Annotated in this window: 24 protein-coding genes; 17 read left to right on the forward strand and 7 right to left on the reverse strand. The window is 72.2% G+C overall.

What is annotated here, in order from left to right; translation table 11 throughout:
- The first annotated feature begins 39 nt into the window (after window positions 1-39).
- Window positions 40-1,209: an MFS transporter gene (locus ACGFIO_RS06350; protein WP_392822837.1), complete on the forward strand. Its 1,170-nt coding sequence runs from the start codon at window positions 40-42 to the stop codon at window positions 1,207-1,209.
- A gap of 26 nt (window positions 1,210-1,235) precedes the next feature.
- Here the strand turns inward: ACGFIO_RS06350 and ACGFIO_RS06355 are convergent, their stop codons facing one another.
- Together ACGFIO_RS06355 and ACGFIO_RS06360 are read right to left on the reverse strand one after the other, a co-directional pair.
- Window positions 1,236-1,727 (reverse strand): DinB family protein, encoded by a 492-nt coding sequence (locus tag ACGFIO_RS06355; protein WP_392822840.1) that lies wholly within the window; start codon window positions 1,725-1,727, stop codon window positions 1,236-1,238.
- Window positions 1,728-1,740: 13 nt separating this feature from the next.
- On the reverse strand, window positions 1,741-2,529 hold the full coding sequence (locus ACGFIO_RS06360) for an SDR family oxidoreductase (protein WP_392822842.1): 789 nt from the start codon (window positions 2,527-2,529) through the stop codon (window positions 1,741-1,743).
- A gap of 23 nt (window positions 2,530-2,552) precedes the next feature.
- Between ACGFIO_RS06360 and ACGFIO_RS06365 the strand changes: the two genes are divergently transcribed.
- Complete coding sequence (locus ACGFIO_RS06365; protein ID WP_392822844.1) at window positions 2,553-2,924, forward strand: YchJ family protein; 372 nt, start codon at window positions 2,553-2,555, stop codon at window positions 2,922-2,924.
- Window positions 2,925-3,119: 195 nt separating this feature from the next.
- Here the strand turns inward: ACGFIO_RS06365 and ACGFIO_RS06370 are convergent, their stop codons facing one another.
- The 3 genes from ACGFIO_RS06370 to ACGFIO_RS06380 are packed head-to-tail and all read right to left on the reverse strand — an operon-like array spanning window position 3,120 to window position 5,035.
- Entirely contained in the window at window positions 3,120-4,049 is a 930-nt protein-coding gene (locus tag ACGFIO_RS06370) for a hypothetical protein (protein WP_392822847.1), read from the reverse strand.
- Window positions 4,039-4,560 (reverse strand): SigE family RNA polymerase sigma factor, encoded by a 522-nt coding sequence (locus ACGFIO_RS06375; protein WP_392822848.1) that lies wholly within the window; start codon window positions 4,558-4,560, stop codon window positions 4,039-4,041. Before ACGFIO_RS06375 ends, ACGFIO_RS06370 begins: the two co-directional genes overlap by 11 nt.
- Before the next feature lie 22 nt (window positions 4,561-4,582).
- Window positions 4,583-5,035 (reverse strand): winged helix-turn-helix transcriptional regulator, encoded by a 453-nt coding sequence (locus tag ACGFIO_RS06380; protein ID WP_392822850.1) that lies wholly within the window; start codon window positions 5,033-5,035, stop codon window positions 4,583-4,585.
- Between the two features lie 110 nt (window positions 5,036-5,145).
- Between ACGFIO_RS06380 and ACGFIO_RS06385 the strand changes: the two genes are divergently transcribed.
- Entirely contained in the window at window positions 5,146-5,931 is a 786-nt protein-coding gene (locus tag ACGFIO_RS06385; RefSeq protein ID WP_392822852.1) for an SDR family NAD(P)-dependent oxidoreductase, read from the forward strand.
- Between the two features lie 233 nt (window positions 5,932-6,164).
- Here ACGFIO_RS06385 and ACGFIO_RS06390 read toward each other — a convergent pair whose 3' ends face one another.
- Window positions 6,165-6,929 (reverse strand): SAM-dependent methyltransferase, encoded by a 765-nt coding sequence (locus tag ACGFIO_RS06390; protein ID WP_392822854.1) that lies wholly within the window; start codon window positions 6,927-6,929, stop codon window positions 6,165-6,167.
- Between the two features lie 170 nt (window positions 6,930-7,099).
- On the opposite strand from ACGFIO_RS06390, the gene ACGFIO_RS06395 reads away from it, so the two are divergent.
- From ACGFIO_RS06395 to ACGFIO_RS06460, 14 genes are all read left to right on the forward strand, one after another.
- Window positions 7,100-8,362, forward strand: coding sequence for an aspartate aminotransferase family protein (locus tag ACGFIO_RS06395; RefSeq protein WP_392822856.1), 1,263 nt, complete (start codon window positions 7,100-7,102; stop codon window positions 8,360-8,362).
- Window positions 8,359-9,285: an inositol monophosphatase family protein gene (locus ACGFIO_RS06400; RefSeq protein WP_392822858.1), complete on the forward strand. Its 927-nt coding sequence runs from the start codon at window positions 8,359-8,361 to the stop codon at window positions 9,283-9,285. The genes ACGFIO_RS06395 and ACGFIO_RS06400 overlap by 4 nt, the downstream gene beginning before the upstream one ends.
- A 74-nt stretch (window positions 9,286-9,359) precedes the next feature.
- The gene (locus ACGFIO_RS06405) at window positions 9,360-10,361 is read left to right on the forward strand and encodes a zinc-binding dehydrogenase (RefSeq protein ID WP_392822861.1); all 1,002 of its coding nucleotides are present in this window, start codon (window positions 9,360-9,362) and stop codon (window positions 10,359-10,361) included.
- Window positions 10,358-12,259 (forward strand): beta-galactosidase, encoded by a 1,902-nt coding sequence (locus ACGFIO_RS06410; RefSeq protein WP_392822864.1) that lies wholly within the window; start codon window positions 10,358-10,360, stop codon window positions 12,257-12,259. The genes ACGFIO_RS06405 and ACGFIO_RS06410 overlap by 4 nt, the downstream gene beginning before the upstream one ends.
- Window positions 12,256-13,122 carry a ScbA/BarX family gamma-butyrolactone biosynthesis protein gene (locus ACGFIO_RS06415; RefSeq protein ID WP_392822867.1) on the forward strand — a complete coding sequence of 289 codons (867 nt, stop codon included), beginning with the start codon at window positions 12,256-12,258 and terminating at the stop codon, window positions 13,120-13,122. The genes ACGFIO_RS06410 and ACGFIO_RS06415 overlap by 4 nt, the downstream gene beginning before the upstream one ends.
- Window positions 13,119-14,516 carry an amidase gene (locus ACGFIO_RS06420; RefSeq protein WP_392822869.1) on the forward strand — a complete coding sequence of 466 codons (1,398 nt, stop codon included), beginning with the start codon at window positions 13,119-13,121 and terminating at the stop codon, window positions 14,514-14,516. The genes ACGFIO_RS06415 and ACGFIO_RS06420 overlap by 4 nt, the downstream gene beginning before the upstream one ends.
- A 62-nt stretch (window positions 14,517-14,578) precedes the next feature.
- Window positions 14,579-15,760: a cytochrome P450 gene (locus ACGFIO_RS06425; RefSeq protein ID WP_392822872.1), complete on the forward strand. Its 1,182-nt coding sequence runs from the start codon at window positions 14,579-14,581 to the stop codon at window positions 15,758-15,760.
- Complete coding sequence (locus tag ACGFIO_RS06430) at window positions 15,757-16,164, forward strand: nuclear transport factor 2 family protein (protein WP_392822874.1); 408 nt, start codon at window positions 15,757-15,759, stop codon at window positions 16,162-16,164. The genes ACGFIO_RS06425 and ACGFIO_RS06430 overlap by 4 nt, the downstream gene beginning before the upstream one ends.
- A gap of 161 nt (window positions 16,165-16,325) precedes the next feature.
- Complete coding sequence (locus ACGFIO_RS06435) at window positions 16,326-17,099, forward strand: helix-turn-helix domain-containing protein (RefSeq protein WP_392822876.1); 774 nt, start codon at window positions 16,326-16,328, stop codon at window positions 17,097-17,099.
- Window positions 17,100-17,109: 10 nt separating this feature from the next.
- The gene (locus ACGFIO_RS06440; RefSeq protein ID WP_392822878.1) at window positions 17,110-18,459 is read left to right on the forward strand and encodes an NAD(P)/FAD-dependent oxidoreductase; all 1,350 of its coding nucleotides are present in this window, start codon (window positions 17,110-17,112) and stop codon (window positions 18,457-18,459) included.
- Between the two features lie 37 nt (window positions 18,460-18,496).
- Entirely contained in the window at window positions 18,497-19,894 is a 1,398-nt protein-coding gene (locus ACGFIO_RS06445) for a diguanylate cyclase domain-containing protein (protein ID WP_392822880.1), read from the forward strand.
- Between the two features lie 9 nt (window positions 19,895-19,903).
- Window positions 19,904-20,716, forward strand: a complete 813-nt coding sequence (locus tag ACGFIO_RS06450; RefSeq protein ID WP_392822882.1) for a helix-turn-helix transcriptional regulator — start codon at window positions 19,904-19,906, stop codon at window positions 20,714-20,716.
- A gap of 40 nt (window positions 20,717-20,756) precedes the next feature.
- Window positions 20,757-21,524: an alpha/beta fold hydrolase gene (locus ACGFIO_RS06455; RefSeq protein WP_392822884.1), complete on the forward strand. Its 768-nt coding sequence runs from the start codon at window positions 20,757-20,759 to the stop codon at window positions 21,522-21,524.
- A gap of 267 nt (window positions 21,525-21,791) precedes the next feature.
- A complete protein-coding gene (locus tag ACGFIO_RS06460; RefSeq protein WP_392822886.1) occupies window positions 21,792-24,650 on the forward strand; it encodes a winged helix-turn-helix domain-containing protein in 2,859 nt (952 codons plus the stop codon).
- On the opposite strand, the gene ACGFIO_RS06465 is transcribed toward ACGFIO_RS06460, so the two are convergent.
- Complete coding sequence (locus ACGFIO_RS06465; RefSeq protein WP_392822888.1) at window positions 24,647-25,846, reverse strand: zinc ribbon domain-containing protein; 1,200 nt, start codon at window positions 25,844-25,846, stop codon at window positions 24,647-24,649. The genes ACGFIO_RS06460 and ACGFIO_RS06465 overlap by 4 nt on opposite strands.
- Window positions 25,847-25,867: the final 21 nt, after the last annotated feature.

Here is a 25,867-nt window from a genome sequence, read left to right on the forward strand (position 1 = left end):
GCCCCGGCCGCGATCGGTTCACGGACTATGGTCGGCGCGATGATCGAGGCTCTGGGCGTACCCGACTTCCGGCTGCTCTGGCTGGCCCGGCTGATCAGCCAGCTGGGCACCTGGCTGCTGGTGGTGGCCGTGCCCGCGTACGTCTTCGAGCTCACCGGTTCGGTCGCCGCGACCGGCCTGACCATGGCCGCCGAGTTCCTTCCGCCGCTGCTGCTCGGCCCGATCGCCGGCGTGCTGGTCGACCGGTGGGACCGCCGCCGCGTGATGATCGCCGCCGACCTGTTCCGGGTCGCCGCCGTGGCCATGCTGCTCCTGGTCCACACCCCACAAGATCTCTGGCTGGTGTACGCGGCCCTGATCGCCGAGAGCGCCGGCGCGGTCCTGTTCCGACCGGCGGCGCAGGCCCAGACCCCCGCCGTGGTCGGCACCGGCACGGCTCTGAGCAGCGCCAACGCGGTGAACGGGGTGACCGACGGCGCGGTCCGCCTGATCGGGGCCCCGCTCGGCGGCGCCCTGTTCGCCACGGCCGGCTTCACGCCTCTGGTGCTGGTGGACGCGGCGACCTATGTGGTGTCGGCGGTGCTCGTCGCCTTCACGGCCGGGCACGCACTGGCCGCGTCGACGTCGAGGCCGAGCATCCGGGCCGGCGTGGCGTTCATCCGGCATTCGCCCGTCGTCCGGTCCCTGCTGCTGGTCAGCACGGTGTTCCTGGCCGCCAACGCGTGCCTGTCGGCGCTGCTCATCCCGTACGGCGTAACGGTTCTGGGCGGGAGCACCCAGATCGGCCTGGTCATCTCCGCCCTCGGCGTGGGTTTTCTGATCGGCGCCCCGGTGATGCGTCTGCTGGTCGACCGGATGACCGCCGGCTACCTGCTGGGTGCGTCGCTCGCGGTGACCGGTCTGGGTTTCGTCGGCCTGTTCACGTCCCGGACGATGCCGCCCGCGCTGGCCACGGCCGTGGTGATCGGCCTGGCCGGTTCGGTGACGCTGGGCGCGACGCAGACCGTGCTGCAGCGGGTGACGCCGGACGAGGTGCTGGGCCGGACCGGTGCGGCGATGTTCACCGCGGAGGCCGCGGCGACCCTGTTCGGGGCGCTGGCCGGGCCGGCCGTGGCCGCCGCGACGTCGGTCGTCTGGACGGCCGCGCTGGCCGGCGTCACAACCATCCTCTGTGGACTCCTCGCCGTGGCCCTCCTACGCCGCCCCTGATCGCCGGCGGGTTCCCCCGCGCGTCGTCACCGGCCCACCGCCCCGTCGACCTTCTCGCGCAGGATGTCGGCGTGCCCGGCATGCCGCGCGGTCTCCTCGATCATGTGGATCAGCACCCACCGCATCGACGGCGGCGTCACGCCCTCGGTCAGCTCGCGGACCCCGATCGCGGTGAGGTCGGTGCACGCCTCGATGATCGCGTCGGACTCGGCCGTTTTGGCCCGGTAGGCGGCGATCAGCGACTCGGTCGTGTCCTCGGGCCGGACGGCCTCGGCGTCGTCGGCCGGCCACGGCTCCTCGCCCGCGTAGTACCAGACGAACCACCGGTGCTCGGCCATCGTCAGGTGCTTGATCAGCCACATCAGGCTGGTGCCGGAGTCGACGGCGGCCCGCCGCGCCTCGGCGTCGGGCACGTCGAGCAGCTTGGCGATCGCCGCCTCGCGCAGGTAACCGAGGAACGCGACAAGGGTCGCCTTCTCACCGGTGTCCACGGCCGGCGGCCGCTGGTCCCCTCTCACGATTCCTCCTCGATCATCGGCGTAGGCCGTGCTTACGTTGGGTCAGGCGTTCCGCGAGGGTGCGCGGGACGATGCGGCGGAGCGCGAACACCCACGGTGCGCCGCTGCCGACCGCGTAGAACGGTTTCGGCCGCTCCGCCTCGACGGCCCGGATGATCGTGGCCACGACCTGCTCGGTCGGGGTGCCGCCGCGCTCGTTGGAGTTCAGGTAGGACAGCACGGTGCCGAAGTCCTCGGCGTGCACGGAGTTCTCGGCCACGAAGTTGGTGCGGCGCTCACTGATCCCGGTGCGGATCGACCCCGGCTCGACGGTGGTCAGCCATACGCCGAAGGGGGTCAGTTCATATCGGGCGGCGGTGGCGAACCCTCGGATCGCGGCTTTCGAGGCGACGTACGACGACCGGTACGCGACCGGGAACGACGCCACCATCGAGCCCACCATCACGACCCGGCCGTACCCGCGCGACCGCATCCCCGGCAGCGCCAGCTGGGTAAGCCGCACCGCCCCGAACACGTTGGTCTGGAACACTCGGCGGATCGCCTCGCCCGGCAGGTCCTCCAGCGGCCCCGACTGGCTCTCGCCGGCGTTGTTGATCAGCACGTCGACCTCGGCCAGAACAGCCGCCAGCCCCTCGACCGACTCCGGATCGTCGAGGTCGAGCCGCACGAACGTGACCCCGCCGGCCGCCGGTTGCTCCCGCCGGCTCGTCCCGATCACCCGGTAGCCGCGCGCCACCAGGGCTTTCGCGGTCGCCTGCCCGATGCCGGACGATGCCCCGGTGACTAACACGGTTCGACTCACCCAGGCAGCATAGGGTGATCGCCATGCGTTGTCCCTGCGGCCTGGGCCTGACCTACGCGGAGTGCTGCGGTCCCGCCCACGACGGCACCGCGCCGCCCACCGCCGAGGCCCTGATGCGCTCCCGTTACTCGGCGTTCGCGCTCAACCGGCCCGGCTACCTGCTGTCGTCCTGGCACCCTGACACGCGTCCGGCGACCGTCGACCCCGATCCGGCCACCGAGTGGACCGGCCTGACCGTCCTGTCCGCGTCCGGCGGCCTGCTCGACACCGAGGGCGAGGTCGAGTTCGTGGCCCGCTACGTGACCGACAGCCGCCGCGGGCGCCTCCACGAACGCAGCCGTTTCCTCCGCCACGCCGGCGCCTGGACGTATTGGGGACCCCTTCAACCCCTTTGACGGGTACGCCCATCCAGGTGGTAGCCCCGCACGGCGTCCCGTCCGCACTTACCGTCCGCTCCTACCACTGCCCCCACCAGTGGCATCCCGCCCGCAGACCGCCCACGGCTACCGCTGGTTCTGACGGTGGTAGCTCAAGGCGGTGTTTGGGGCGCGGGTAGCGCCCGGGCTACCACTGGTTTTGGCGGTGGTGGGTCAGGGGCGCCAGGAGGCCAGGCGGGTGGCGGCTCGCTTGGCCAGGTGGGTGGTGTCGGTGCGGTCGGCCGAGGCGGACTCCCAGCCGGTGTCGGCGATGAAGGCGACCGCGTCGTTCACCCGTACCGCGGCGAAGTAGATCTTGTGAAGTGAGCCGTCGCCGGCGGGGAGGCCCTCGTCGGTCAGCGCGGGACTGCTGCGTTCCACCAGCAGCGACTCGTCGCCGGCGCCGACCGGGCCCAGTGACGTGTTGGTGTCGGGCTCGTCGGACGGGCAGGCGGACACCGCGGCCCGGAAGTCGGCCATGAACTTCGCGGCGCCGTCGCCCCGGAAGACCATGATGTCCTCGTACATGGCCGACTTCGGTGTCGATTCGGGTGGTGCGCCGGCCGACTTGTAGAGCATCAGTTGCGTGGCCCGGATGCCCAGGTCGTCCCGGCGCGCGAAGTCGTTGCCGCAGAAGTCGGGCAGGTCGTGGTCGCCGGCGCCCAGGCGTTCGGGCTCGGCGCCCTGGCCGGGTGCGTCGGACGCGCGGACGAAGGCCCGGGCCGGGATCGCGCCGGGGATCTTCGGTGAGGCCGGCGACGAAGGTGTCGACGAAGGCGGTGTGGTCGCGGGCGTCGTCGGGTCGGCGGCCGGCGGTGGCGGCGCGCTCGACCTCTGCACCGCCGGCGGCGGGGCCGGCGGGGACACCGACGGTGAGGGCGACGGTGGCGGCGGGGCCGGTAACTGCGGCCCGGGACCGGCCAGCACCATGCGTGCTCCAAAGGTCACCCCGGTGACCAGCACGACGACGGCGGCGGCACCGGCCACGGCGCGGGCCGCGGTCTGCCGGTTCCCGTGCCGCCGGACGGCGTCGGCGGGGGCGAGCCGGGCCTGGTCGGCGTCCGATGACAGGGCGGCGAAAGCGCGCTCGAGCTCATTCGACATCGTTCACCTCCAGGAGTTTCTTGCCGGCGGCGGGACCGCCCGGGGCCAGGATCGCGGCCAGTTCGAGCCGCGCGCGGCGCAGCCACGACGTCACCGTGCCGACCGCCGCACCGGTCTCGGCGGCGATGTCGGCCACCGGCATGTCGTACAGGTAGTGCAGGACAACGGCCTGCCGCAGGTTCATCGGGATCTGGCGGAGGGCGCCGGCCAGGAGGACCGACGTCTCGCCCGGTGGTGCGACCGGTTCGGGTGGGCCGGTACGCACCAGAGCGGCCCGCCACCCGCTGATCTTGCGCCATCGGTCGGTGGCCAGCCGGTTGACGGTCAGCCGCACCCATGCCTCGGGCGCCGGATGGTCGGCCACGGTCCGCCAGTGCCGCCAGGCCCGGGTGTACGCCTCCTGCACCACATCTTGCGCATCGCCGAGATCACCGACCATCGCGTAGCCGTAGCGGACCATGCGCGCCGAGGTGGCCCGGTAGAACTCGTCAAAGGCGTCGCTGTCCCGCATCCTGGCTCCCCCCGGTCACCCCTCATTCTCCTGTCTTACGGGCGAGGCGGGCGGTTTGCTGCAACTCGTCGGTGTGGTCGCAGATCCAGCGGATGAGATCGCACAGTCGTACGGCCAGATCGGCACCCAACTCGGACAGCGAATAGCTCACCTGAAATCGTGATCCGCCGCCCACCTCGCGCTCGATCAGCCCGGACCCGATCAGCATGCGCAGGTTCTGCGACAACATTTTCTCGCTGATTCCGGGCAGTGCGGCGGCGAGTTCGTGGAAACGGTAGGGACCGGTCACCAGCGCCGCCAGGATCAGCGCCGACCACCGGTTGGTCAGCTGGGCCAGCAGGTTCTGCCGGGTACGCCGTTCGTCCATCGCCTCGGCCGAGATCGAGAAGTCCTGCGACTCGTCGGGACAGAGGCGGTGCACCGACGCACCGGCGAGCAATTCGCGGGCCTTCTCGAGTTGCGGGTTGTCCGGCACAGCCCCGACTTTATCGCCCGTTCAACACTGACAAAAAAGTCAGTTCTTCCGTACCGATCATCGCCGGTTCTAGGCTGGCCGCGTTTCGTCCGACGGGAGGGTACGGGTAGATGGATCTGCGACTCGACGGCGTGCGCGTCATGGTGACCGGGGCGAGCCGGGGCATCGGGCTGGCCACCGTGCGGCGCCTGGGTGCGGAGGGCGCGCGGGTGGTCGCGGTGTCCCGCACGGTCACGCCGGAGCTGGCCGCGACCGGCGCCCGGACGGTGACCGCGGACCTGAGCACGGCCGACGGCCCGGCCGACGCGGTCGAGGCGGCGCTCGACGGCTGGGGCGACCTCGACGTGCTGGTCAACAACGCCGGCGGCGGCGACCCGGCGGCGCTGGTGCGGGGCCACGACGCTGACGCGGTGTGGCTGGCGATGTTCGAGCTCAACCTGATGGCCGCGGTACGCACGACCCGGGCCGCGCTCCCGTCCCTGACCCGCACCCGTGGCGTCGTGGTGAACGTCTCGTCCGACGGCGCCCGCGCCCCGCACCGGTCGTTCCTGCCCTACGCCGCGATGAAGGGCGCGCTCAACGTCTGGAGCCAGGGTCTGGCCCGCGAGGCCGCGCCGAAGGGCGTCCGGGTCAACGTGGTCACGCCGTCCGCCACCCGCACGTCCCTGCTGGCCGGCGACAACGGGCTGGCCGCGGTGCTCGGCCGCGCCACCGGCACCGACCCGGCCGAGGTGCTTGCGGCCGTCCCGGCCCAGAACGGCCTGCTGACCGGCCGCCTGATCGAGCCGGCCGAGGTCGCGACGCTGATCGCCTATCTCGCCTCGCCACTGGCCGCGAGCATCCTGGGCGGCAACTACGTCATCGACGGCGGCGCGCTCTCCGACCACGTGGCCTGACGGAGCTCAACGATCGTCCCGCCGACGGCCCGGCCGGGTGCACAGCAGCGCTTCAGCCTGTGCCGTCACGCGCCGCCGTACGGGCGGCCCACAGGGCGATCGCGACCCGGCTGTGTACGTCGAGTTTCATCCGGATGACGTACCCGGACCCAGCCAGGGCGGCGACCATACTGGCTCACGAGACCGAACTCGACCGGCCTGCGTAGCGCTTTCGCAGGCCGGTGCCGGTGGCATCAAGGCTTGCGGGCGACGGCGCCGTACTCGTCGGTGGGGCGGAGGTCCTCGGGTGGGGTGCCGGGGGCGGGACGCCACGACGCGCACGGGACCAGGCCCGGGTCGAGAATCTCGAGGCCGGTGAGGAAGTGGGCCAGCTCGTCCGGGTGGCGCAGATGGTACGAGAGCGGGGCGTTCGCGTTCCACACCGCGATGGCCTGCTCGAACGCCGGGCCGTCGAGGACGTTGGTGCCGTCCGCGGTGACCAGGTAGCTGCCGGACGGCAGGGCGTCCATCAGTGTGCGGGTGAGGTGCTCGGCGTCGGCCGGGTCGGTGACGTGACCGAGGATGTTCGTCAGGATCAGGGCCACCGGCCGGGAGTCGTCGAGGTTGGCCCGGGCCAGGATGTCGGCCGGGTCGTGGAGGTCGGCGTCGAGGTAGTCGGCCGCGCCGGCCAGCACGCGGCGGGAGTGCTCGAGCACCAGCGGATCGTTGTCCACATAGATCACCCGTGCGTCCGGCGCCACGGCGTGGGCCACCTCGTGGGTGTGCTCGGCGCTGGGGATGCCGGTGCCGATGTCCAGGAACTGCCGCACGCCCCGCTCGGCGGCCAGAAACGTGACGGCCCGCTTGAGGAACGCCCGGGACGACCGGGCCACCAGCACGATGTCCGGGTAGAGGGCGGCGAACTGGTCGCCGACCTGCCGGTCGACCTCGAAGTTGTCGGTGCCGCCGAGCCAGTGGTTCCAGACCCGGGCGCTGTGCGGGACGGACGCGTCAGTCATGCGATCCATTATGGATCGTGACGCTGCGTGTCATATTTCCGTGGTACGGAACGTGATCCGGAAATTTCGTCGTCACGGGACGTAGTCTTTCCCGTCGCGGCAGACGTTGACCTTCGATCGGAGCCTGATCAAACATCTGACACATCAAGCCCGCTCGATGAGAGGCGCTGATGGAAACGTCCGTCGAAGACATGATCTACTACGACGTCACCGACCACAAAATGGTCCGCGGCGAGGGCGTCTACCTGTACGACGACGCCGGCGAGGCCTATCTGGACTGCGCGTCCGCGACATTCAACCTGAGCCTCGGCTATTCGCATCCGGCCGTGATCGGCGCCGTTCAGAAACAGGCCGAGCTCGCCATTCACCTGACCTCCTCGTTCCGCAGTGAACCGGTCGACGACCTGGTCCGCAAGCTGGTCGCCTGCTCCCCCGGCAACCTGACCAGGGTGCACGTCAAGGTCGGGGGCGGCTCGGAGGCCAACGAGGGCGCCATCAAGATGGCCCAGAACGCGACCGGTCGCAGCGAGGTCATCACGCTGTTCCGCAGCCATCTGGGCCAGACGATGATGATGACGTCGATGTCCGGGAACGCATTTCGCAAGGCGCCCTTTCCGCTGCTCTATCCGGGATCATTGCAGGTTCCCGACCCGTACTGCTATCGCTGTTTCTACGGCCAGGACCGGGCCCACTGCGGGCTGATGTGCGTAGACCGTCTCGACGATTTCCTGGAGTACGCGAGCAGCGGCCGGGTCGCCGCGATCATCGTCGAACCGATCTCCGGTAACGGCGGGAACATCGTATCCCCGGACGGCTATCTGCCCGCGTTGCGACAGTTCTGCGACAGGCACGGGATCGCTCTGATCCTGGACGAGATCCAGACCGGCATCGGGCGCACCGGGCACATGTTCGCGGCCCAGCACTTCGGGGTCGAGCCCGACGCCATCACCGTGGGCAAGGGGCTCGGCGGCAGCGGAGCGCAGGTGGCCGCGATCCTGACCAACAATCGGCTGGCCGGGCTGCCCGGGCACCACCACTCCTTCACCTACGGCGCCAACCTGCTGGCCGCCGCGGCGGCGAGCGTGACCCTGGACATCGTCGGCCGGCCCGAGTTCCTGGCCAACGTCACCGCCACCGGCGCGCACATCATGGCCCGGCTGACCGAGCTGCAGCGCCGGTTCCGCTGCATCGGCGACGTCCGCGGGGTCGGGCTGATGATCGGCGCCGAGCTGGTCAACGACAACCGGGAGCCGGATGTGGCACTGACCAACGAGCTCGCCGCCCGGAGCATGGAACACGGGCTGATCCTGCGGACCTCCCGCTACGGGCACGGCAACGTGATCAAGATCCGGCCGCCGCTGATCCTCACGATGGCCCAGGCGGACGAGATCTGTGACAGGTTCGAGTCGCTGCTGTCGGCGGTGACGTCGTGACCACGTACCTGCGCGGTCTGCTCCTGGGAACCGCCCAGGCCGTACGGACCGCCGTGCTCGACCACGCGCGAGCCGGCCTGCCCCGGCATGTTCAGGGCGACTCCCCCGGCGGCGACGCCCAGTTCGACATCGACGCGGTCGCCGAGGACGCCGTCTGGAAGCACCTGACCGAACACGCCCGCGAACCGGTGGCCGTCTACACCGAGGACAACACCCTGCGGGCGACCGGCCCGGACCCGCGGTACGTGCTGATCATCGACCCGATCGACGGCACCCGGCCGGCCTCCGCGGGCCTCGAGATGGCCACCGTGTCGCTGGCCGCCGCGCCGCTGACCGACGAGCCCACCTTGGCCGACGTCTGCGCCGCGCACCTGCTCGAACTGCGCAGCGGCCACCGCCTCTACGCCGACGACACGACCGAGGCGCCGCTGGAGTGGCACGGCTACGACTGGTCGCTGCCCCGGCTCAGCCGCACCACCGAACTCGACCGGATGTTCTGGTCATGTGAGTTCAACGGGCATCCGATGCGGCTGATGACCGACGCGTACGCCCACCTGGTCGACGCCAGCGCCAACACCGGCGGCATCTTCCTGTTCAACAGCGCCACCTTCTCGCTCAGCCGGATCATCACCGGCCAGCTCGACGCGTACGTCGACATCGGCAACCGGGTGCTGCGCGACCACCCCGGCACCGAGGCCGAATTCCGCCGGGTCGGGCGCGGCAACATCCTGCACCTCTTCCCCTACGACATCGCGGCCGCCGTCTACCTGGCCCGCCGCGCCGGCGTGGTGGTCACCGACGCGTACGGCGACTCGCTCGGCACCACGCCCCTGCTGGCCGTCGACCCGGAGGCGCAGCGGTCGTGCGTGGCCGCGTCGACGCCCGAACTGCACCGGTCCCTGCTCGACACCATCCGCTGGTAACGCAAGTGGTAGGCCCGGGCGGTATCCGGGTCCGGAATACCGCCCAGGTCTACCACTGACAAGGGAGGACACAGATGAAAGCCCTGGTACTGGGCACCGATCGGACGTTGGAACTGGTCGACCGCCCGAAACCCGCGTGCACGGCACCGGACGACGTGGTCCTGCGCGTGGTGCAGGTCGGCATCTGCGGTACGGATCGCGGCGTGCTGCTCGGCAAGTTTCCGGCCGAGCCGGGCGTGGTGATGGGACACGAGGCGGTCGGCGAGGTCGTCGAGACGGGCATTGGCGTCACCACGGTCAAGCCCGGCGACCGGGTCATCGTCAACCCGACGCTGTACTGCGGGCTGTGCGACCCGTGCCGGGACGGGGTGCTCAACTTCTGCGAGAACAAGACCGGCAACGAGATCGGCATCGACCGGGACGGGGCGTTCGCCGAGTTCATGCGGCTCGAGGAACGGTTCCTGCACCTGATTCCGGACGGCATGTCGTACGACCGGGCGGTGCTGGTCGAGCCGCTGGCCTGCGTGCTCAACAACCTGCTGGCCGCGTCGGTCGGCGCCGGCGACCGGGTGACGGTGCTGGGAGCCGGCCCGATCGGCACCGTCACCGCGCTGGCCGCCGAACGTTTCGGGGCCACCGTCCACCTGATCGAGAAGGACCCGTTCCGGCTGGACGCGGCGCGCACCTTCTTCGAGGACACCACCGTCGCCGTGGACGGGTCCGCGCCACCGGCCGACGTCGTGGTCGACACCGTCGGGTCGCTGCTGGCCGAGGCCTGCGCGCTCGCCGCCCACCTGGGCCGGGTCGTGGTCATGGGCTTCGACGAGCGGGCCCGGGCCGAGGTCCGGCCGCTCGAGATCCTCCAGCGCGGCCTGCGCATCATCGGGGCCGGCGACTACAACAGCCAGGTCTTCGGCCGGGCCGTGCGGATGGCCCGGGACCTGCCGCTGGAACGGATCGTGTCGCACCACTTCGGACTCGACCGGGTCGACGCCGCGCTCGCCGCGCTGGGCGTCGGCACCGGCGCCGCGTACGCCGGCCTGAAGATCGTCATCGAGCCGGGCGGTGCCGCATGAGCGACCGGCCCCTGCTCTACGGCGAGTACCCGTACTACCGCGCGCTGCCCGACCGTTGGGACGCCAACCTGGCCGCCCTGGCCGCGGCCGGCGTCGACGTCGTCACCTGCTACATCCCGTGGCGATTTCACGAGATCGACGAGGGGTACGACTTCAGCGGTGCCACCGACGCCCAGCGCGACGTGCTCCGGTTGCTCCGGCTGATCGCCGCGCACGGCATGCGGGCCGTGCTCAAGCCCGGCCCGTTCGTGCACGGCGAGGTGCAGCTGGGCGGGCTGCCCGACCGGGTCAGCCCGACCGTCGACCCGGCGCTGCCGGCGGTGCTGGACGCCGACGGGAACCCGGTGACCTCGCAGGCGCTGGCCTTGCCGAGCACGTTCGGTCCGGCGTACGCGGAGCAGGCCCGCCGTTGGTTGTCGGCCGTGGACGAGCAGGTTCTGGCGCCCAACCTGGCTCCGGACGGCCCGGTCGTCGCCGTGCAGCTGGGCAACGAGGGCGTCTACAGCGACGCCAACCGGGCGGTGACCGCGCACGACTTCGCGGCGCCGGCCGTCTCCTCCTTCATCGACGCGCTGGCCGGGACCGACCCGTCCCTGGCTCTCGGTGAGGCGGCACGGGCCACGCCACGGAACTGGCCGATGGCCGTCCGCGCCGCCTGGGCCCGGCACGGCGGGCGGGTGCTCGCCGCGCAGTACACCGATCTGGCCTCGGCCCTGTCGCCCGCGGCCCGGGACAAGGCGATCATCAACCTGCCGCTGCCCGATCTGACCGTAGCCGGCAGCGCGGCAGGCTGGCTGCTGCGCACCGCCGACCTGGACGGGCTGGGCTTCCGCGAGGGCTACACCAGCTGGGTCGGCAACGCGTCCCGGTCGGCCGACGCGTTCGCCGCGCACTGGTTCGGGGTGCGGGCCCGCCGGTCCAGCAACGTCGAGGACAACTGGGGTTTCACCTGGACCGACGAGTCGTTCGCCCGGCCCGGCACGGTGCTGTTCCACGCGCTGCTGGCCCTCGGGCTGGGTTCGTCGACGTGCAGCGTCTACACGTCGACGGCGACGACCCACTGGGGGCCGGAGATCGACCTGGACCCGGCCGGGCTGCGCTCCGAGGGGCTGGACCCGGCCGACTACGGGCCGCCGTACTGCCCCGGGGCTCCGTTGCACGAGAACGGTCGTACCCAGCCGAACCTGCACGCCCTGCACGCCTTGCGTGACCTGCTCCGCGCGCCGGACGCCCCGCACGGCGCACGGTTCTCGGCCGACCTGGCCCTGCTCGTGCCCGACGTGCTGGCCCGCTCGGCGGCGTGGACCGAGGCCGACGGCCCGGCCGGCGCGGTGCTGCGGGCCGCGATCGACGCCTCGGTCGCGCTGATGACCCACCACCAGTACCGGGTCGACGTGCTGACCGAGCGGACCGCGCCGGCCGACCGCGTCGGTGACGTCTGGCTGTTGCCGCTGGGCGCACAGGACCCGGACGACGAGCTGCTGGCGCTGCTGCGCCGGCACCGTGACACCGGTGGCTCGGTGATCGTGCTGGCCGAGCGGGCCCGCCCCGGCTGGTCGGAGATCGGCGACGTGCTGGTGCCGATCACCGTGGCCGCCGAGACGTTGCCCCGGCTCCTGCCGGCTCCGCGGTACGCCGATCCGGCCAGCGATCCCGGCGTCGCGTTCGTCCACGAGGATCCGTCCGGCGCTCCGGTCGGCCTGTTCGCCTTCAACCCCACGGGCCGGGCGGTGTGCGTACGCCGGAAGCTCGCCGACCGCACCCTGACGGCCGACCTGGCCCCGCACGCTGCCGCCTACCTGCACGCACCCACCTTCGAGGTCGCCCTGGCCACGACCGACGTGGATGTGCCGCCATTCCCGCCCGCCATGTCCGCCTTCGCAGGAGAGTTGTCATGATCACTTTCGACACCCTGGTGCCGCGCGCGCTGGTCGACCGCGGTGACACGACCACGGTCCTGATCACCTCGTTCGAGAAGGACGGCAACGCCCTGCGGGCCGGCGCCGTCTGGTCCCGGCTGGGCGGCTACTACTCGACCCTCGACCACGAGACCCACGACCCGATCCTGGTGCTGGAGACCTTCCGCCAGGCCGCGCTGCTGATCGCCCACGTCGTCGACGACGTGCCGCTGGCCACCATGCAGATCATGCGCTCGGTCGAGTTCACCGTGGACCCGGCCGGCCTGAAGATGACCGCCGAACCGACCGAGCTGATCGCCGAACTGACCACCGCACGCTCGTCGTCGACCCAGAACATCATGCAGACCACCATCGGCCTGGCCCTCTATCGCGGCGGCGACCGCATCGCCACCGGCACCGGCCAGGCCATCGTTCCGCCCAACGAGACCTACCTCAAGGTCCGCGGCCGCGACCCCGACTCGGTCGTCACGTCCCGCGACGCGATACCGCCCGCGGTCGACGCCCGCACCGCCGGCAAGGCCCAGACCCGCGACGTGGTGATCTCCCCGGCTCCCGGCGGCGCCGGCTTCCGCCTCCGGGTCGACCCCGAGCACCCGAACTTCTTCGACAACCCGACCGACCACTCCCCCGGCATGCTCCTCACCGAGGCGATGCGCCAGGCCGTGGTGGCCGAGTCGGGTGACCCGAACTTCCTGCCGCTCTCGGTCTCGCTGCAGTTCTTCCGTTTCGTCGAGCTCGACTCCCCGGCCGCGGTCACTGTCGCCCGCCGCTCGGACGGCTTCCACACCGAGGTCCGCCAGTTCGACAAGCTGGCCGCCCGCGCGAGCTGGCCGACGGCATGATCCCGCGCGAGCCGGCCGCCGACCGGATCCCGTACGAGCCGGCCGACGGCGGGGTCTCCCACGAACCGGGCGATGGCATGAGTCTGCTCTCGCTGCCCGCGCGCGCGGTCCTGACCCGGCTGCGCGACGGCCGGCTCACCGCGACCGAGGTCCTCGCCGCGGTGACTGACCGCCTGGCCGAGGTCGACCCGGTGATCAACGCCGTGCCGCTGCGGGTGCCGGCGCCACCGGTCGGGCTCCCGATCACGGTCAAGGACGTGATCGACGTGGCCGGCCTCCCCACCACCTTCGGCTCCGCGGCCCTTTGCTCTGCGTACCAATGGTCGCCTCCTGGTCCCACGCCCAGAGCAGAAGCGGTCAGCCGCGCGTCGGATCCGCTGGTTCGACGGCTCGAATCGCATGGCCTGTCGGTGATCGGGAAGACCAACGTGCCGGAGTTCCTGTCCGGTCCGGACACGACCAACGATCTCTTCGGCACCACCCGCAACCCGTGGGATCCGGCGCTGACCTGCGGCGCGTCGAGCGGCGGGGCGGCGGCCTCGGTGGCGTCGGGCACCTCGTGGCTGGCCCACGGCGAGGACACGGCCGGGTCGATCCGGATACCGGCGGCGTTCTGCGGTGTGGTGGGCCTCCGACCGACGCCGGGCCTGGTGCCGGTCGCGCCGGCCGGGGACCCGGTGCCGGGTTTCACGGTGCACGGCCCGATCGCCCGGGACGTCGGCGACGCGCTGCTGATGCTCCGGGCGATGGCGCCCGACCTGCCCTTGGCCCGGCCGGTACGAAGCATCGGCTACAGCGCCGACCTGGGCGGCCGGGTGCCCGTCGATCCGGAGATCGCCCAGGTCTGCGCCGAGGTGGTCGCCGCGCTGGGCGCCCCCGTCGAGGCGGTGTCACCCGAGGTGGACGGCTGGCACGAGGCCTGCCTGGACCTGCTCGCGCATCGCGCCGCGGTGCTGCACGGGCCGCGGGTGGACCGGTTCGGTGACCGGCTCGGCGCCGGCATCCGCGCCGAGGTCGAGGCGGGCCGATCGCTGCCACCGGCCCGGCTGGCCGCGGCCCGGGCGACGCACGGGTCGGCGCGCCGGGCCGCCGCCCGCGAGCGCCGGGACGATCTCGCGGTGCTGATCACGCCGGCCTTCGGGGTGCCGCCCTGGCGCCCGCCGGCCGACCTCCCGGCGGTGGCGGCGTCGTGGCCGCTCGCCACGCTGGCCACGATGTCGGGTCGACCGGCGCTGGTGGTGCCGTGCGGAGTGATCGGAAGTGGACTTCCGGTGGCACTGCAACTGATCGGTCCACCCGGTAGCGACCTCGCGCTGCTGGACCTCGGCCGGGAGGTCGAACGGGTCCGCACGATGCCGCCACTCCCGTTCTTGCGGGCCACGGCAAGGCCGTGACCAGGCCGGACTCGTCGGAACGAGGACGCCGGCCCGGTGTCACACGACCAGGAGGTGACTAGATGTACGCAGAGCAAAGGGGCGGGTGGGCGTATCCGGCGCGGCGGGAGGAGCCGTTGCATCCGCCGGGTGTTTATCGGACGTGGCGGGAGGCCGGACCGGCGACTCGGATCGTGCTGCCCAGCGGGAAAGAGGCCTGGCTGGTCACGCGGTACGACGATGTGCGGCGGCTGTTGCGCGGGACCGGGCTGAGCTCGGACGCCACCAGGGACGGCTATCCACGGTTCGGGGCGGCGGTGGAGACGCCGCCGCTCAACCGGACCTTCATCGGGGTGGACGAACCCGAGCACGGGCGGCTGCGGCGAATGGTGGCGGCCGAGTTCACGCTCGCGGCGACCCGCCGGGCCGGGCCGATGCTGGACGAGGTCGCGGAGGAGTGCGTCGCGCGCTTCGGGGCCGGGCCGGCGCCGCAAGACCTGGTTCACGGGTACGCCCTGCCGGTCGCGTCCGGCGTGATCTGCCGGGTGCTGGGGGTGCCGTACGACTGCCATGAGGAGTTCGAGCACCTGACCGCCGTGCTCACCGACGGGGAACGGTCCGACCAGGACAAGCTCGCCGCCGGACAGGGCATCACCGAACTGCTGCGCGGCCTGGTCCGGCACCGGGCCGCGGAGCCCCGGGACGATCTGGTCAGCCGGCTGACCAGCGGGCCGGTGGCGAGCGGCGAGCTCACCGAGGACGAGGCCATCCACAACCTGGTGCTGCTGCTCGGCGCCGGGCACGACACCTCGGCCAGCATGATCGCGCTGGGGGCGTACAGCCTGCTGACCGATCCGTCGCTGCGGCGGCGGCCGGTGGCGGTGGACGAGCTGCTGCGCTTCCACACGATCATCCAGCTCGGGATCGCGCGGGTCGCCACCGAGGACCTGCGGGTCGGTGATCAGGTGATCCGGGCCGGCGAGGGGGTCGTGCTCAGCCTGCAGACGGCCAACCGGGACCCGGCCCGGTTCCCGGACCCGGATCGGATCGACCCGGGACGGGACAACGCCCGGCAGCACCTCGCGTTCGGCTTCGGCGCGCACCAGTGCATCGGGCACCGGCTGGCCCGGGACACGCTCGCCGTGGCTCTTCCCAAGCTCTTCGACCGGCTGCCGGGATTGCGCCTGGCCGAGGCCCAAGAAGCACTGCCGGTAACCGAGTCCATGGACTTCCACGGCATTCGCCGGTTGCCGGTCAGCTGGTGAACACCGTCTACCCGAAAGAGGAGAAGCGCATGTCGGCAGAGCGCAACAAGGAGATTATCCGCCAGTGCTACGAGCAGTTCTTCACGCATCGTGACCTGACCCGTCTGACCGAGGTCATCGGCGAGGGTTTCGTGCAGCACAGCCCGGACGCGCCGTCGGGGCGACAGGCCTATCTGGACCATCTGGCCGAGGCCGCGTTCTTCGGTGGCAGTTCGGACATCAAGCTGATCCTGGCCGACGGTGACCATGTGGCCGTGCACCACAACATGAAGCTGGCGGGCGAGGACGGCGAGGGGCTCGCGGTGGTCGACCTGTGGCGTCTCGAAAACGGTCGAATCATTGAGCACTGGGATGTCGAGCAACCCGTTCCAGAAGCATCCAGGGTACCCAATGGAATGTTCTGAAAATCCTGTTTCGAGGTGATGATCACTACATTACCGAAGGCTACACATTAGACACGAAGCGGAGTTACGCTCACCGGCAACTTTCTGACAAATGTCGGAATGGAGATTTATCGCTGTCATTCCCAGCCAATGGTTTCTTCTTTCGAAACGGGGAGAAAAGCGTGACGATCGTGACCCCATCCGCTGCCCGCACCGCCAATGATCGCGCCTTCCTCCTGCTCGACGCGCTGGCCGCGCTCGGGCCGGGTCCGCACCGGCTGCGCGACGTCGCCACGCAGGCCGGCCTGGAACCGTCCACGGCGCATCGCATCCTGCAGTCGGCGATCCGCGTCGGCACCGTGTCGAAGGCGGACCGTGGCCGGTACTCGCTCGTCGACCGCACCGGTGAGTCCTCCACCGGTGCGGTCGAGCCGGCCCCGTCGTCCCGGCTGAGCCAGACCGGCACCGGGTCCATGCTGGCCCTGTCCCGCCGGACCCGGCTGCTGCTCGCCGCCCTGCAGAAGACCACCGGCCAGACCGTGCTGCTCTACGTGCCGCTGATGCTGGACACGCCGATGCGGTACTGCCTGGCGTACTTCGCACCGAAGCACGACGAGCTGCTCGGTGACGCGGAACGCCAGCTCACCTCCGACATCCTGTTCTGCGCGCCGCTGTCGGTGGACGCGCCGGGCCGGGTCATGCTGGCCGGCCTGGTCGAGAGCCGGGTGGTGGCCGACCCGGCGATCGCGGCGATCCGGGCGCACGGCTACGCGTTCGGCCCGTCACCGGTGGCCGGCTGGCAGAGCGTGACCGTGCCGCTGCGGCGGTACGGGCACCTGGCCGGCGCCGTCTGCATCACCGCGCCGACCCGGTGGATGGACGCGCACCGCGACGAGACCCTGCGCGAGCTGCTGCGGATCAGCGCCGAGCTGGCCGAGAAGATCGACCCCAACTGAGGAGTCCCTCATGCACGCCGTCCACAGCCCCACCACCGCCCCTGACCGGACTGAAGGCAGAGCTGTGATCCTCGGCGCCGGGCTGGCCGGGCTGCTGGCCACCGCCGCGCTCGCGCCCCGCTACGACGTCACCCTGATCGAACGCGACGAGCTGCCGGACCGCCCGGAACACCGCCGCGGCCTGCCCCAGGGGCACCACGCGCACGTGCTGATGTCCAGCGGCGCCCGGATCGTCGACCAGCTGCTCCCGGGCACGGTCGACGAGTGGATCGCGGCCGGCGCGCAACGGCTCGGGCTGCCGCACGGCTACGTGATGCTGCTGCCACAGGGCTGGCTGCCCCGGTGGCCGACCGACGAGTTCGTGATCAGCTGCAGCCGGGCCCTGCTCGACCACGTGGTCCGGCGGCGGGTGCTGGCCCTTCCGGGGGTACGGCTGCTGGACGGCACCACGGCCGAAGGGCTCACCGGGGACGCGCGGCGCGTGACCGGCGTACGTACGGCGGAAAAGGTGGTGAACTGCGATCTGGTCGTGGACGCCACCGGACGGGGCTCACGGCTGACCCACTGGCTGGCCGAACTGGGCCTGGCCGAGGTGCCGCAACAGGTGGTCGACTCCGGGCTGCGCTACGCCACCCGGCTGTTCCGGGCGCCGGCCGGCGACTTCCCGATCGTCAACATCCAGGCCGACCCGGCCCGGGGGCGGCCCGGGCAGACCGCCGCGCTCATGCCCATCGAGGACCGGCGCTGGCTGGTCACGCTCTCTGGCACGCGCGGGGGTGAGCCGCCGGCCGGCGAGGACGGGTTCGTGGCGTTCGCCCAGGCCATGCGACATCCGATCGTCGGCGACCTGATCGCCGGGGCCGAACCGCTCGGGCCGGTCCGGGTGACCAACACGACCGCCAACCGGCGGCGGCGTTACGACCGGGTCCGGGAGTGGCCGGAGGGGCTGGTCGCGCTCGGTGATGCGGTCGCCGCCTACAACCCGGTGTACGGCCACGGCATGTCGATCGCCGCCAAGCAGGCGCTGATCCTGCGCGACCGGGCCGACCAGGCGGCGATCACCGCCGCCGCGGCCGAGGGCTGGGGGCACGCCGCGGGGTCGGACGTGCGCTTTCCCGACGTACGCGGGGCGGCGCCCTCGGCCGCCGACCGGCTGATCTGGCGCTATCAGCACCGGCTGTTCCGCACCGCGCTGGACCGCCCGGACGTGGCGGCCGAGCTGGTACGGGTGTTCAGCCTGAACGCACCGCCGGCCCGGCTCTTCCGCCCGCGCACGGTGCTGGCCACCGCCCGCGGCCCGCGCTCGGCCCCGCCGGCCGAGCCCCCGTTCACCGCGGCCGAACGCGCCGTGGCGGCCTGATCCTCAGATATTTCCGGCGACGGCCGATACAGCTGGTGTGTCCTCCAGTGCCTGGTTCCCGCATCTGCGCCGTATCGCCGCCGGGTGCGTGGTCGTGCTGGCCATCGCCATGGTCGGCGGGGTCGGTCTCTACCTGAAACAGACCCAGCAGGAGGCGCGCGACCGCATCCTCGGCGACTTCGACGCCCGGGCGCGGCTGGTCGCCGGGGTCACCAGCGACACGGTGACCGCCAGCGACAGCAAGACCCGGGACTGGGCCATGAGCACCTTCGCCGGGCCGGCCGGTGGCCTGGGCTCGGTGCTGGACGTCCAGCGCGTGGGCGTGGCCTGGCTGGCGGTGCTGCGGGCGGACGGCACGGTGCTCGGCGCCTCGCCCCGGTCGGTCACGACCAACGCGGCCAAGCTGCCCGGCAGCCCCGGCTTCCGGCTCGCGGTGACCACCGGGAAGCTGGCCTACAGCGACGTGACGATGGAGAACGACGTCCCGATGCTGTACGCCTTCCAGCCGTTCCCCACCACCAGCGGCACCCGGGTCCTGGTCATCCCGACCGTCTCGAGCGACTTCAGCGACGTGGTGCGCAGCACGCTGGACGTGACGGCGAGCCGCACGTACATCGTCGACAGCACCGGCGCGACGATCGCCGCCACCGACGACACCGGGGTCGGCCGGCCGATCCCGGACGCGCGGCTGGCCGCCGTGGCCATGCGTACCGGCCACGGCATGGTCGGCGGCGACTACTACCTCTCGCTGCCGGTCAGCGGAACGGCGTGGCGGGTGGTCATCGCGACGTCCCGGACCGGGCTGCTGGCGCCGGTGCAGCAGACCAACCGGGCGGCCTGGCTGATCTTCGCCGGGTTCGCCGCCGCGGTCACGCTGATCCTGCTGGTCGGGGCGGCCATGCTGATCAGCTCGTCCCGGCTCGCTCACGCGCGGCTGCACGACACGCTGACCGGGCTGCCCAACCGGGCGTTGTTCCTGGAGAAGGCCGAGTCGGCGATGGCGCAGAAGGGCCCGGTGGCGGCGCTCTTCCTCGACCTGGACGGGTTCAAGCCGGTCAACGACACATACGGGCACGCGGTCGGCGACCGGCTGCTGGCCGAGGTGGGCGCCCGGCTGATCGCGGCGACCCGGCCCGAGGACTTCGTCAGCCGCTTCGGCGGGGACGAGTTCCTGGTGCTGTGCCGGAGCCTGCGCGACAACGACGCGGCGGTCTCGGTGGCCGACCGGATCCGGCACGACCTGTCCCAGCCGTACGAGATCGACGGGCGCACCGTGACGATCGGGGTGTCCATCGGCATCGCCGTGCTGGACGAGTACGCCGAGGACGCCGAATCCCTGGTCCACAACGCCGACCTGGCGCTGTACGAGGCCAAGCGCTCCGGCCGCGGCCGCACCGAACGGTTCACCCCCGAGCTGGCGGCGGCCGGCCAGTAAACTCCGGCTGTGCGGACTCGTGAACAACTAGGTGATTTCCTCCGCCGGCGGCGGGAACGGCTGACCCCGGCCGAGGTCGGGCTGCCCGACCGGGCCCGGCGCCGCACACCTGGCCTGCGCCGCGACGAGGTGGCCGAGCTGGCGCACATGTCGGTGGTCTACTACGAGCGGCTGGAGCAGGGCCGGGGCCCACAGCCATCGGCGACGGTGCTGGCCGGCATGTCCGAGGCGCTGCGGCTGACCGACGACGAGCGGGAGCACCTCTATCTGCTGGCCGGCCAGGCGCCACCGGCCCGGGCGACGACCGAGGCGGCCGACCCCGAGCTGGCCTACGTGCTGCACGAGGTGGCCGCGACCACGCCCGGCTTCATGTCCGACGAGCTGGGCGGGCTGATTGCGCAGAACCGCCTCAACGTCCTGCTGTTCGGCGAGCTGGCCGGGGCCAACCTGGTCCGGTTGTGGTTCACCGAGCCGGGCTGGCGGGACCGGCTCGACCCGCCCGGGCAGCAGGCCGATACCTCGCTGGCCTACGTGGCCGACCTGCGCGCGGCGGTCGGCCGGCGCGGCGGCGACCCGGCCGCGGCGGCCCTGGTGGCGGAGCTGCGGGCGGCCAGCGGTGAGTTCGCCGAGATGTGGGACAGGCACCCGGTGTCGGCGTTGCACTGTTCGGCCAAGGTGGTGCACGACGCCCGGGTGGGCCGGCTCGACCTCGAGTGTTCGGTGCTGACCAGCGCTTCGTCCCGGCAGCGGCTGCTGCTGATGAAGGCGGCGCCGGGCACACCGACAGCAGACCGGTTGGCCGCGCTGTCCACGTACAACTGATGCGTGGTTGACCCGAAAAACGGCCTTTACGGTCGTCGGCATGCGAACAGTCATTCTCGTCCATGGCTTCTGGCACGGCACGTGGTGCTGGAGTCCGGTCACCGCCCGCCTCGCCGCTCAGGGCGTACCCTCCGTAGCAGTTGATCTCGATGGTCACGGTCTGCGAGCAAGCATTCCGGCCGGCACCATCACCGCGTCGTCGGCCGCCGCCTCGCTCGTCGAGGACATCCGGCTGGTCGGCGGGGGCGAGCCGTGCGTGGTGGTGGCCCACAGCATGGCCGGCGCGGTGGCGACCGCGGCGGCCGAGCAGGCCCCGGAACTCTTCGGGCACCTGGTCTACGTGACCGCGTTCGCGCCCGTGGCCGCGCCCGTCGTCGAGTACTTCGCCGGCCCGGAGAACGCCGGCGAGATGGTGAACCGGCTGCTCGCGCCCGAGGCCTTCGCGGTCAACGTGATGCGGGTGGATCCGGGGCAGCGCGCGGCGATCCGGGAAACCTTCTACCACGACGTCGACGCGGGCACCGCCGACGCGGCCATCGGCCTGCTGACCAGCGACGCCCCGCTCGGGATCACGACCGAGGCGCTGCCGATCACCCGCGAGCGGTTCGGCGCGGTGCCGCACTCGTACGTCGTCTGCACCAAGGACAACGCCGTCCCGGCGGCTCTGCAGCAGCGTTTCGTGCGCGACATCGACGCCGTCTCGGTCGCGCCGACCGGGGTGGTCGAGCTCGACACGGCCCACTCGCCGTTCCTGTCGCATCCGGACCAGCTGGCCGCCGCCATCGCCGCGGTAACGCTCCGGAGCTGAACCGGCGACTTCCGAGGGTGTTCGCCAGTCGGGTGACTTAAGGCACAAGAAAGGTTGTGACCGAACGGCTGACGGAATACGGACCGAATCGTCAAACGACCGCCGTGGATCTCGTCCTGATCGGACTGACCTGGGAAAAGAAGCCAACTGTCGGCTTTGGACAGGAGGCTGGAAACCTCAATTCACATCAATACGGATCGGTAGCATGTCGAGCACGTGCTGCAACCGCCGCATGATCGAACTGTGGTCGCCACCCGGGGAGGACGTGTGTCGACAGGGCCGCTGTTGCGCCGCCCGACGCGGGTCGGCCTTCTGCGTCCCCGGCTGATCGACGCGCTCGGCGGCCTGCGGACGGCCCGGCTGGCGATCGTCGCCGCCCCGGCGGGCACCGGCAAGACCACGCTACTCGCCCAGTACGCCCACGGCTGGCCCGGCGCGGTCGGCTGGTGGCAGGTCGAACCGGGCAACGCCACCCCCGAAGCGGTGGTCAGCGGCGTCTGGCGGGCGGTCGGCGAGCCCGGTGAACCCGCGCCGGCCAGCATCGACGCGGTCGCCCGCAGGCTCGCGGCCGCCCCGCCCGACGACCGGCTGCTGATCATCGACGACCTGCACTACCTCAACGGGACCGACGCCGAGGCGGCCCTGGAGTCACTGATCCTGCGAGCCCCCGACGCCCTGCGCGTGCTGATCGGCACCCGGCGCATGCCCGGCTTCAACCTCTCCCGGCACGAGCTCGACTCCACCACCGTGGTCGGCGCCGAGGACCTGCGGTTCCGGTCCTGGGAGGTGGAATACCTGCTGGCCGACGTCTATCGGGAACCGCTGCCACCGGACGACGTGGCCGCGCTGACCCGCCGGCTCAACGGCTGGGCCGCCGGCGTGCACATGTTCCACCTGTCTACCAGCGCCCGCTCCCTGGCCGAGCGGCGCCGGGCGATCGCCGCGCTGGACGGGCGCTCGGCGCTGACCCGGGGCTACCTGGCCCGTACGGTGCTGGCCGAACTCCCCGCCGAACTGCGCGACTTCATGGTGCGCACGTGCGTCTTCGAGACGCTGACGGCCGACCGCTGCGAACGGCTGCTGGGCCGGCCCGGGCACAGCGCCCGCCTGCTGGCCGAACTCGACCGCCGGCAGGCCTTCACGTCCACCAGCGACGGCGGCCAGACCTACCGCTACCACGACGTGCTGCGCGCCCACCTCGGCGGCAGCCTGGCCGAGGAGCTGGGCGAGGCGGGCGCCCGCGAGTGGCACGCCCGTGCGGCCGGGCAACTGGTCGACGAGGGCGCGCTGGTCGACGCCGCCCGCGGGTACGCCCGGGCCGAGGAGTGGTCCAAGGTCCGCGGCCTGCTCGACGAACTCGGCGGCCGGGTCGCCGAGGAGGACATCGAGCCGTGGCGCGAGCTGCTGCCCGGCTGGCTGGTGGCCGGCGACCCGTGGCTGATCTACGCCGAGGCCCGACAGCTGATCGGCCGGGGCCGGCTGACCGCCGCGGTCGAACGACTCCGGCAGGCCGAGGAACACCTGGGTGACGAGCGCAGCCGGGCCCCGGTCCGCGGCCTGCGCCACGCCGTGGCGGTGTGGCTGCCCGGCGGCAACGCACCGGCCGGCCCCGGGCTCGGCCGGTTGCGGTCGGCCGTCCGCGGTCATCCGGCGCTGACCGCGAGCACGTCGGCCGACCAGCCGGTGGTGGCCGCGCTCGCGCACCTGATCGCCGGCAACGTCGCCGAGGTCCGCCGGACCCTGCCCGAACGTTCCCCCGAGGCCGCCGACCTGCCCGAACTGGGGGCCCAGCTGCTCGACGCGGTGCTGGCCACGGCCGAACGCCGGCCCGAGGCCAAAGCCGGACTGGCCGCGGTGCTGGCCGCGGCCGAACGCGCCCGGCTGCCGTGGCTGGTCCGGCTGGCCCGGGCCGGCGCCGCGCTCAGCGGCGACCCGGACGCCCTGGCCGACGCGCGCGCGGTGGTCCGCGAGTGCGACCGGGACGCCGACGAGTGGGGTGCGGTGCTCGCGCTCGGCCTGATCTGCCTGGCCCGTTCGCTGGCCCCGGAACCGGACGCGACCGATGTGGACGAGGCCGCCCGGTGGCTGGAACGATGCCGCGCCGTCGACGCCGCCGCGCTGGCCGCGTGGGCGCAATCGTTGCTGGCGCTGGCCTCGGCGCGGTCCTCCCTGGCCGACGCCGAGCTGGAGGCGCAGCGGGCCGACGCGTTCGCCCGCTCGGCCGGGGTGCCCGGCGCCCGGGTGGCCGCCCTGGCCGCGGCGGCGCGCTGCGGCACCACCCGAGCCGACGTGCCGGCGCTGGCCGCCGAGTGCGGGCTGCCGGTCGCGGTGGCCACGCACTGGGCCGGCGTCACCCGCCGGGCGCAGGTCAACGAGCCGCCGCCGATCGAGGTGTGGTGCCTGGGCGGTTTCCGGATCCGGCGGGACGGCGTCGAGCTCGATCTGTCGCTGATCAAGCCGCGGACCAGGGCCACGCTGCGGCTGCTGGCCACGTACGCCGGCCGGCCGGTGCACCGGGAGAACCTGATCGAGGCGCTCTGGCCGGACATGCCGATCGCCCAGGCCACCCGCAGTCTCCAGGTGGCCCTGTCCAGCCTGCGGACGTTCCTCGAGCCGGGGCTCGGGCGCGGGCAGTCCGAGCTGATCGTGCGGCACGGCGAGGCGTACGAGCTGGCCCTGCCCCGCGGCGGCGAGAGCGACGTGGCGCGGTTCCGGGCCGCGCTCGGCGAGGCGCAACGCTGCGAACTGGCCGAAGACACCCCGGGGCGGACGTACGCGCTGCGGGTCGCGCTGCACACGTACGGCGGTGAACTGCTCCCCGAGGACGGCCCGGCGGAATGGGTCGTGGCGGAACGCGCCCTGCTCCAGCGGCACGCCGCCGAGGCCGCGGCCGACCTGGCCCAGCTGCAACTGGACGCCGGGGCGGTGTCCGACGCGATGCTGACCGCCCGCCGCTGCGTCGAGATCGACCGGTACAGCGACCCGGGCTGGCGGCTGCTGATCGGGGCCTGCGAGCTGGTGCCCAGCCCGGCCGCGGCGGCCCGGGCCCGGCGTGGGTACGCCGAGATGCTGGCCTCGCTCGGCATCACCGAGCCGAGCGAGACCCTGGTTCGCAACGCGTCCTAGCCTCGTTTGCGGTATTCGATCTCACCGATCGCGCACACCGCGTTCCTCCTGTGGGCGTCGTAGCAGGAGATGATCGTCAGCCGGACCTTCTTGACGTTGCTGACCTTGATCTCGAAGGTCTGCGCGGCCGGCTTGTCCTGCACCACCAGCGGGAACGTCTTCTGCTCGTTGTCATCGTCGGTGGTGGTGACGATGACGTCGTGCGGGCGGGACTGGGTGACGAACTTGTCCTGCTTCTCCGAGATGCCCGACGTGACGATCACGTTGAGCAGGCGCACCGGCTGCTCGAAGGTGCCCTCGACCCACTGACCGGCCGGGCCCTTGCCCCGGGCCGGCGCCCAGTACTGGTTGATCACCCCGTCGGCGGTCATGGCCGGGTTGGTGCCGGACAGCGACGACGAGGCGTGCAGCACGGTCGGCCGCACCGGCACCGGGTCGGACGACCGGTCCCGGAACGCGGTGACGGCCCGGTTCAGGTAGTACCGGGTCGGCAGCACGGTGAACGCGGCCACGCCGGCCCCGCCGACCAGTAGCAGCGCGATCAGCGCGCGGAACCAGCCGCCGCCGGCCCGCCGGACCCGCCGGGTGCCCGCCTCGTACCGCCGGCCCTTGCCCGTGATCCTGTTCCACAGCCGCCGCCACCAGGACAGCTTCTGCTCGGTGGCGGGCCGGGCGAGCAGGTGGCCGCAGGACCGGCAGAACTTGCGGGTGGCGATGTTGCCGATGCCGCAGTTGGCGCATTCGATGTCGCCGGGCGTCTCGGTGGCCGGCTCGTCACTGGTGTCCCGGTTGTACCGGCGCTGCTTGGCATCCGGCTGGACCAGGCGGATGCCGGTGTCGGCCGGGGTGGCCTCGGTGACCGGCTTGGGCGCCGGCTCGGGCGGCCGGGGGGCGAGCCGCTCGGGCCCCGGTTCCGGCGGACGCGGCGGCCGCGGCGTGGCCTCGACCGGTCTGGTCTCGACCGGCGCGGCCTCGACCGGCTTGGTCTCCACCGGCTTGGGGGGCTCCGGCGGGAGGTCGGGCCTGGGCGGCGACACCGGGGCGGCGGTCGTGGTGCCGCCACCGTGCGCGGTCTGTGCGGTGGTGGCCGTGGACTTCCCGGCGTCGTCGCCGGCCCACTCCAGGAACGTGCCGCACTCGCCGCAGAACTGTGTGCCCGCCGGGTTCCTGGTCCCGCATTCCGGACAGACGATCATCTATGTTTCTCCTCGTACCCG

Source organism: Actinoplanes sp. NPDC049265, assembly GCF_043197135.1.
In the GTDB taxonomy this organism is placed as follows: domain Bacteria; phylum Actinomycetota; class Actinomycetes; order Mycobacteriales; family Micromonosporaceae; genus Actinoplanes.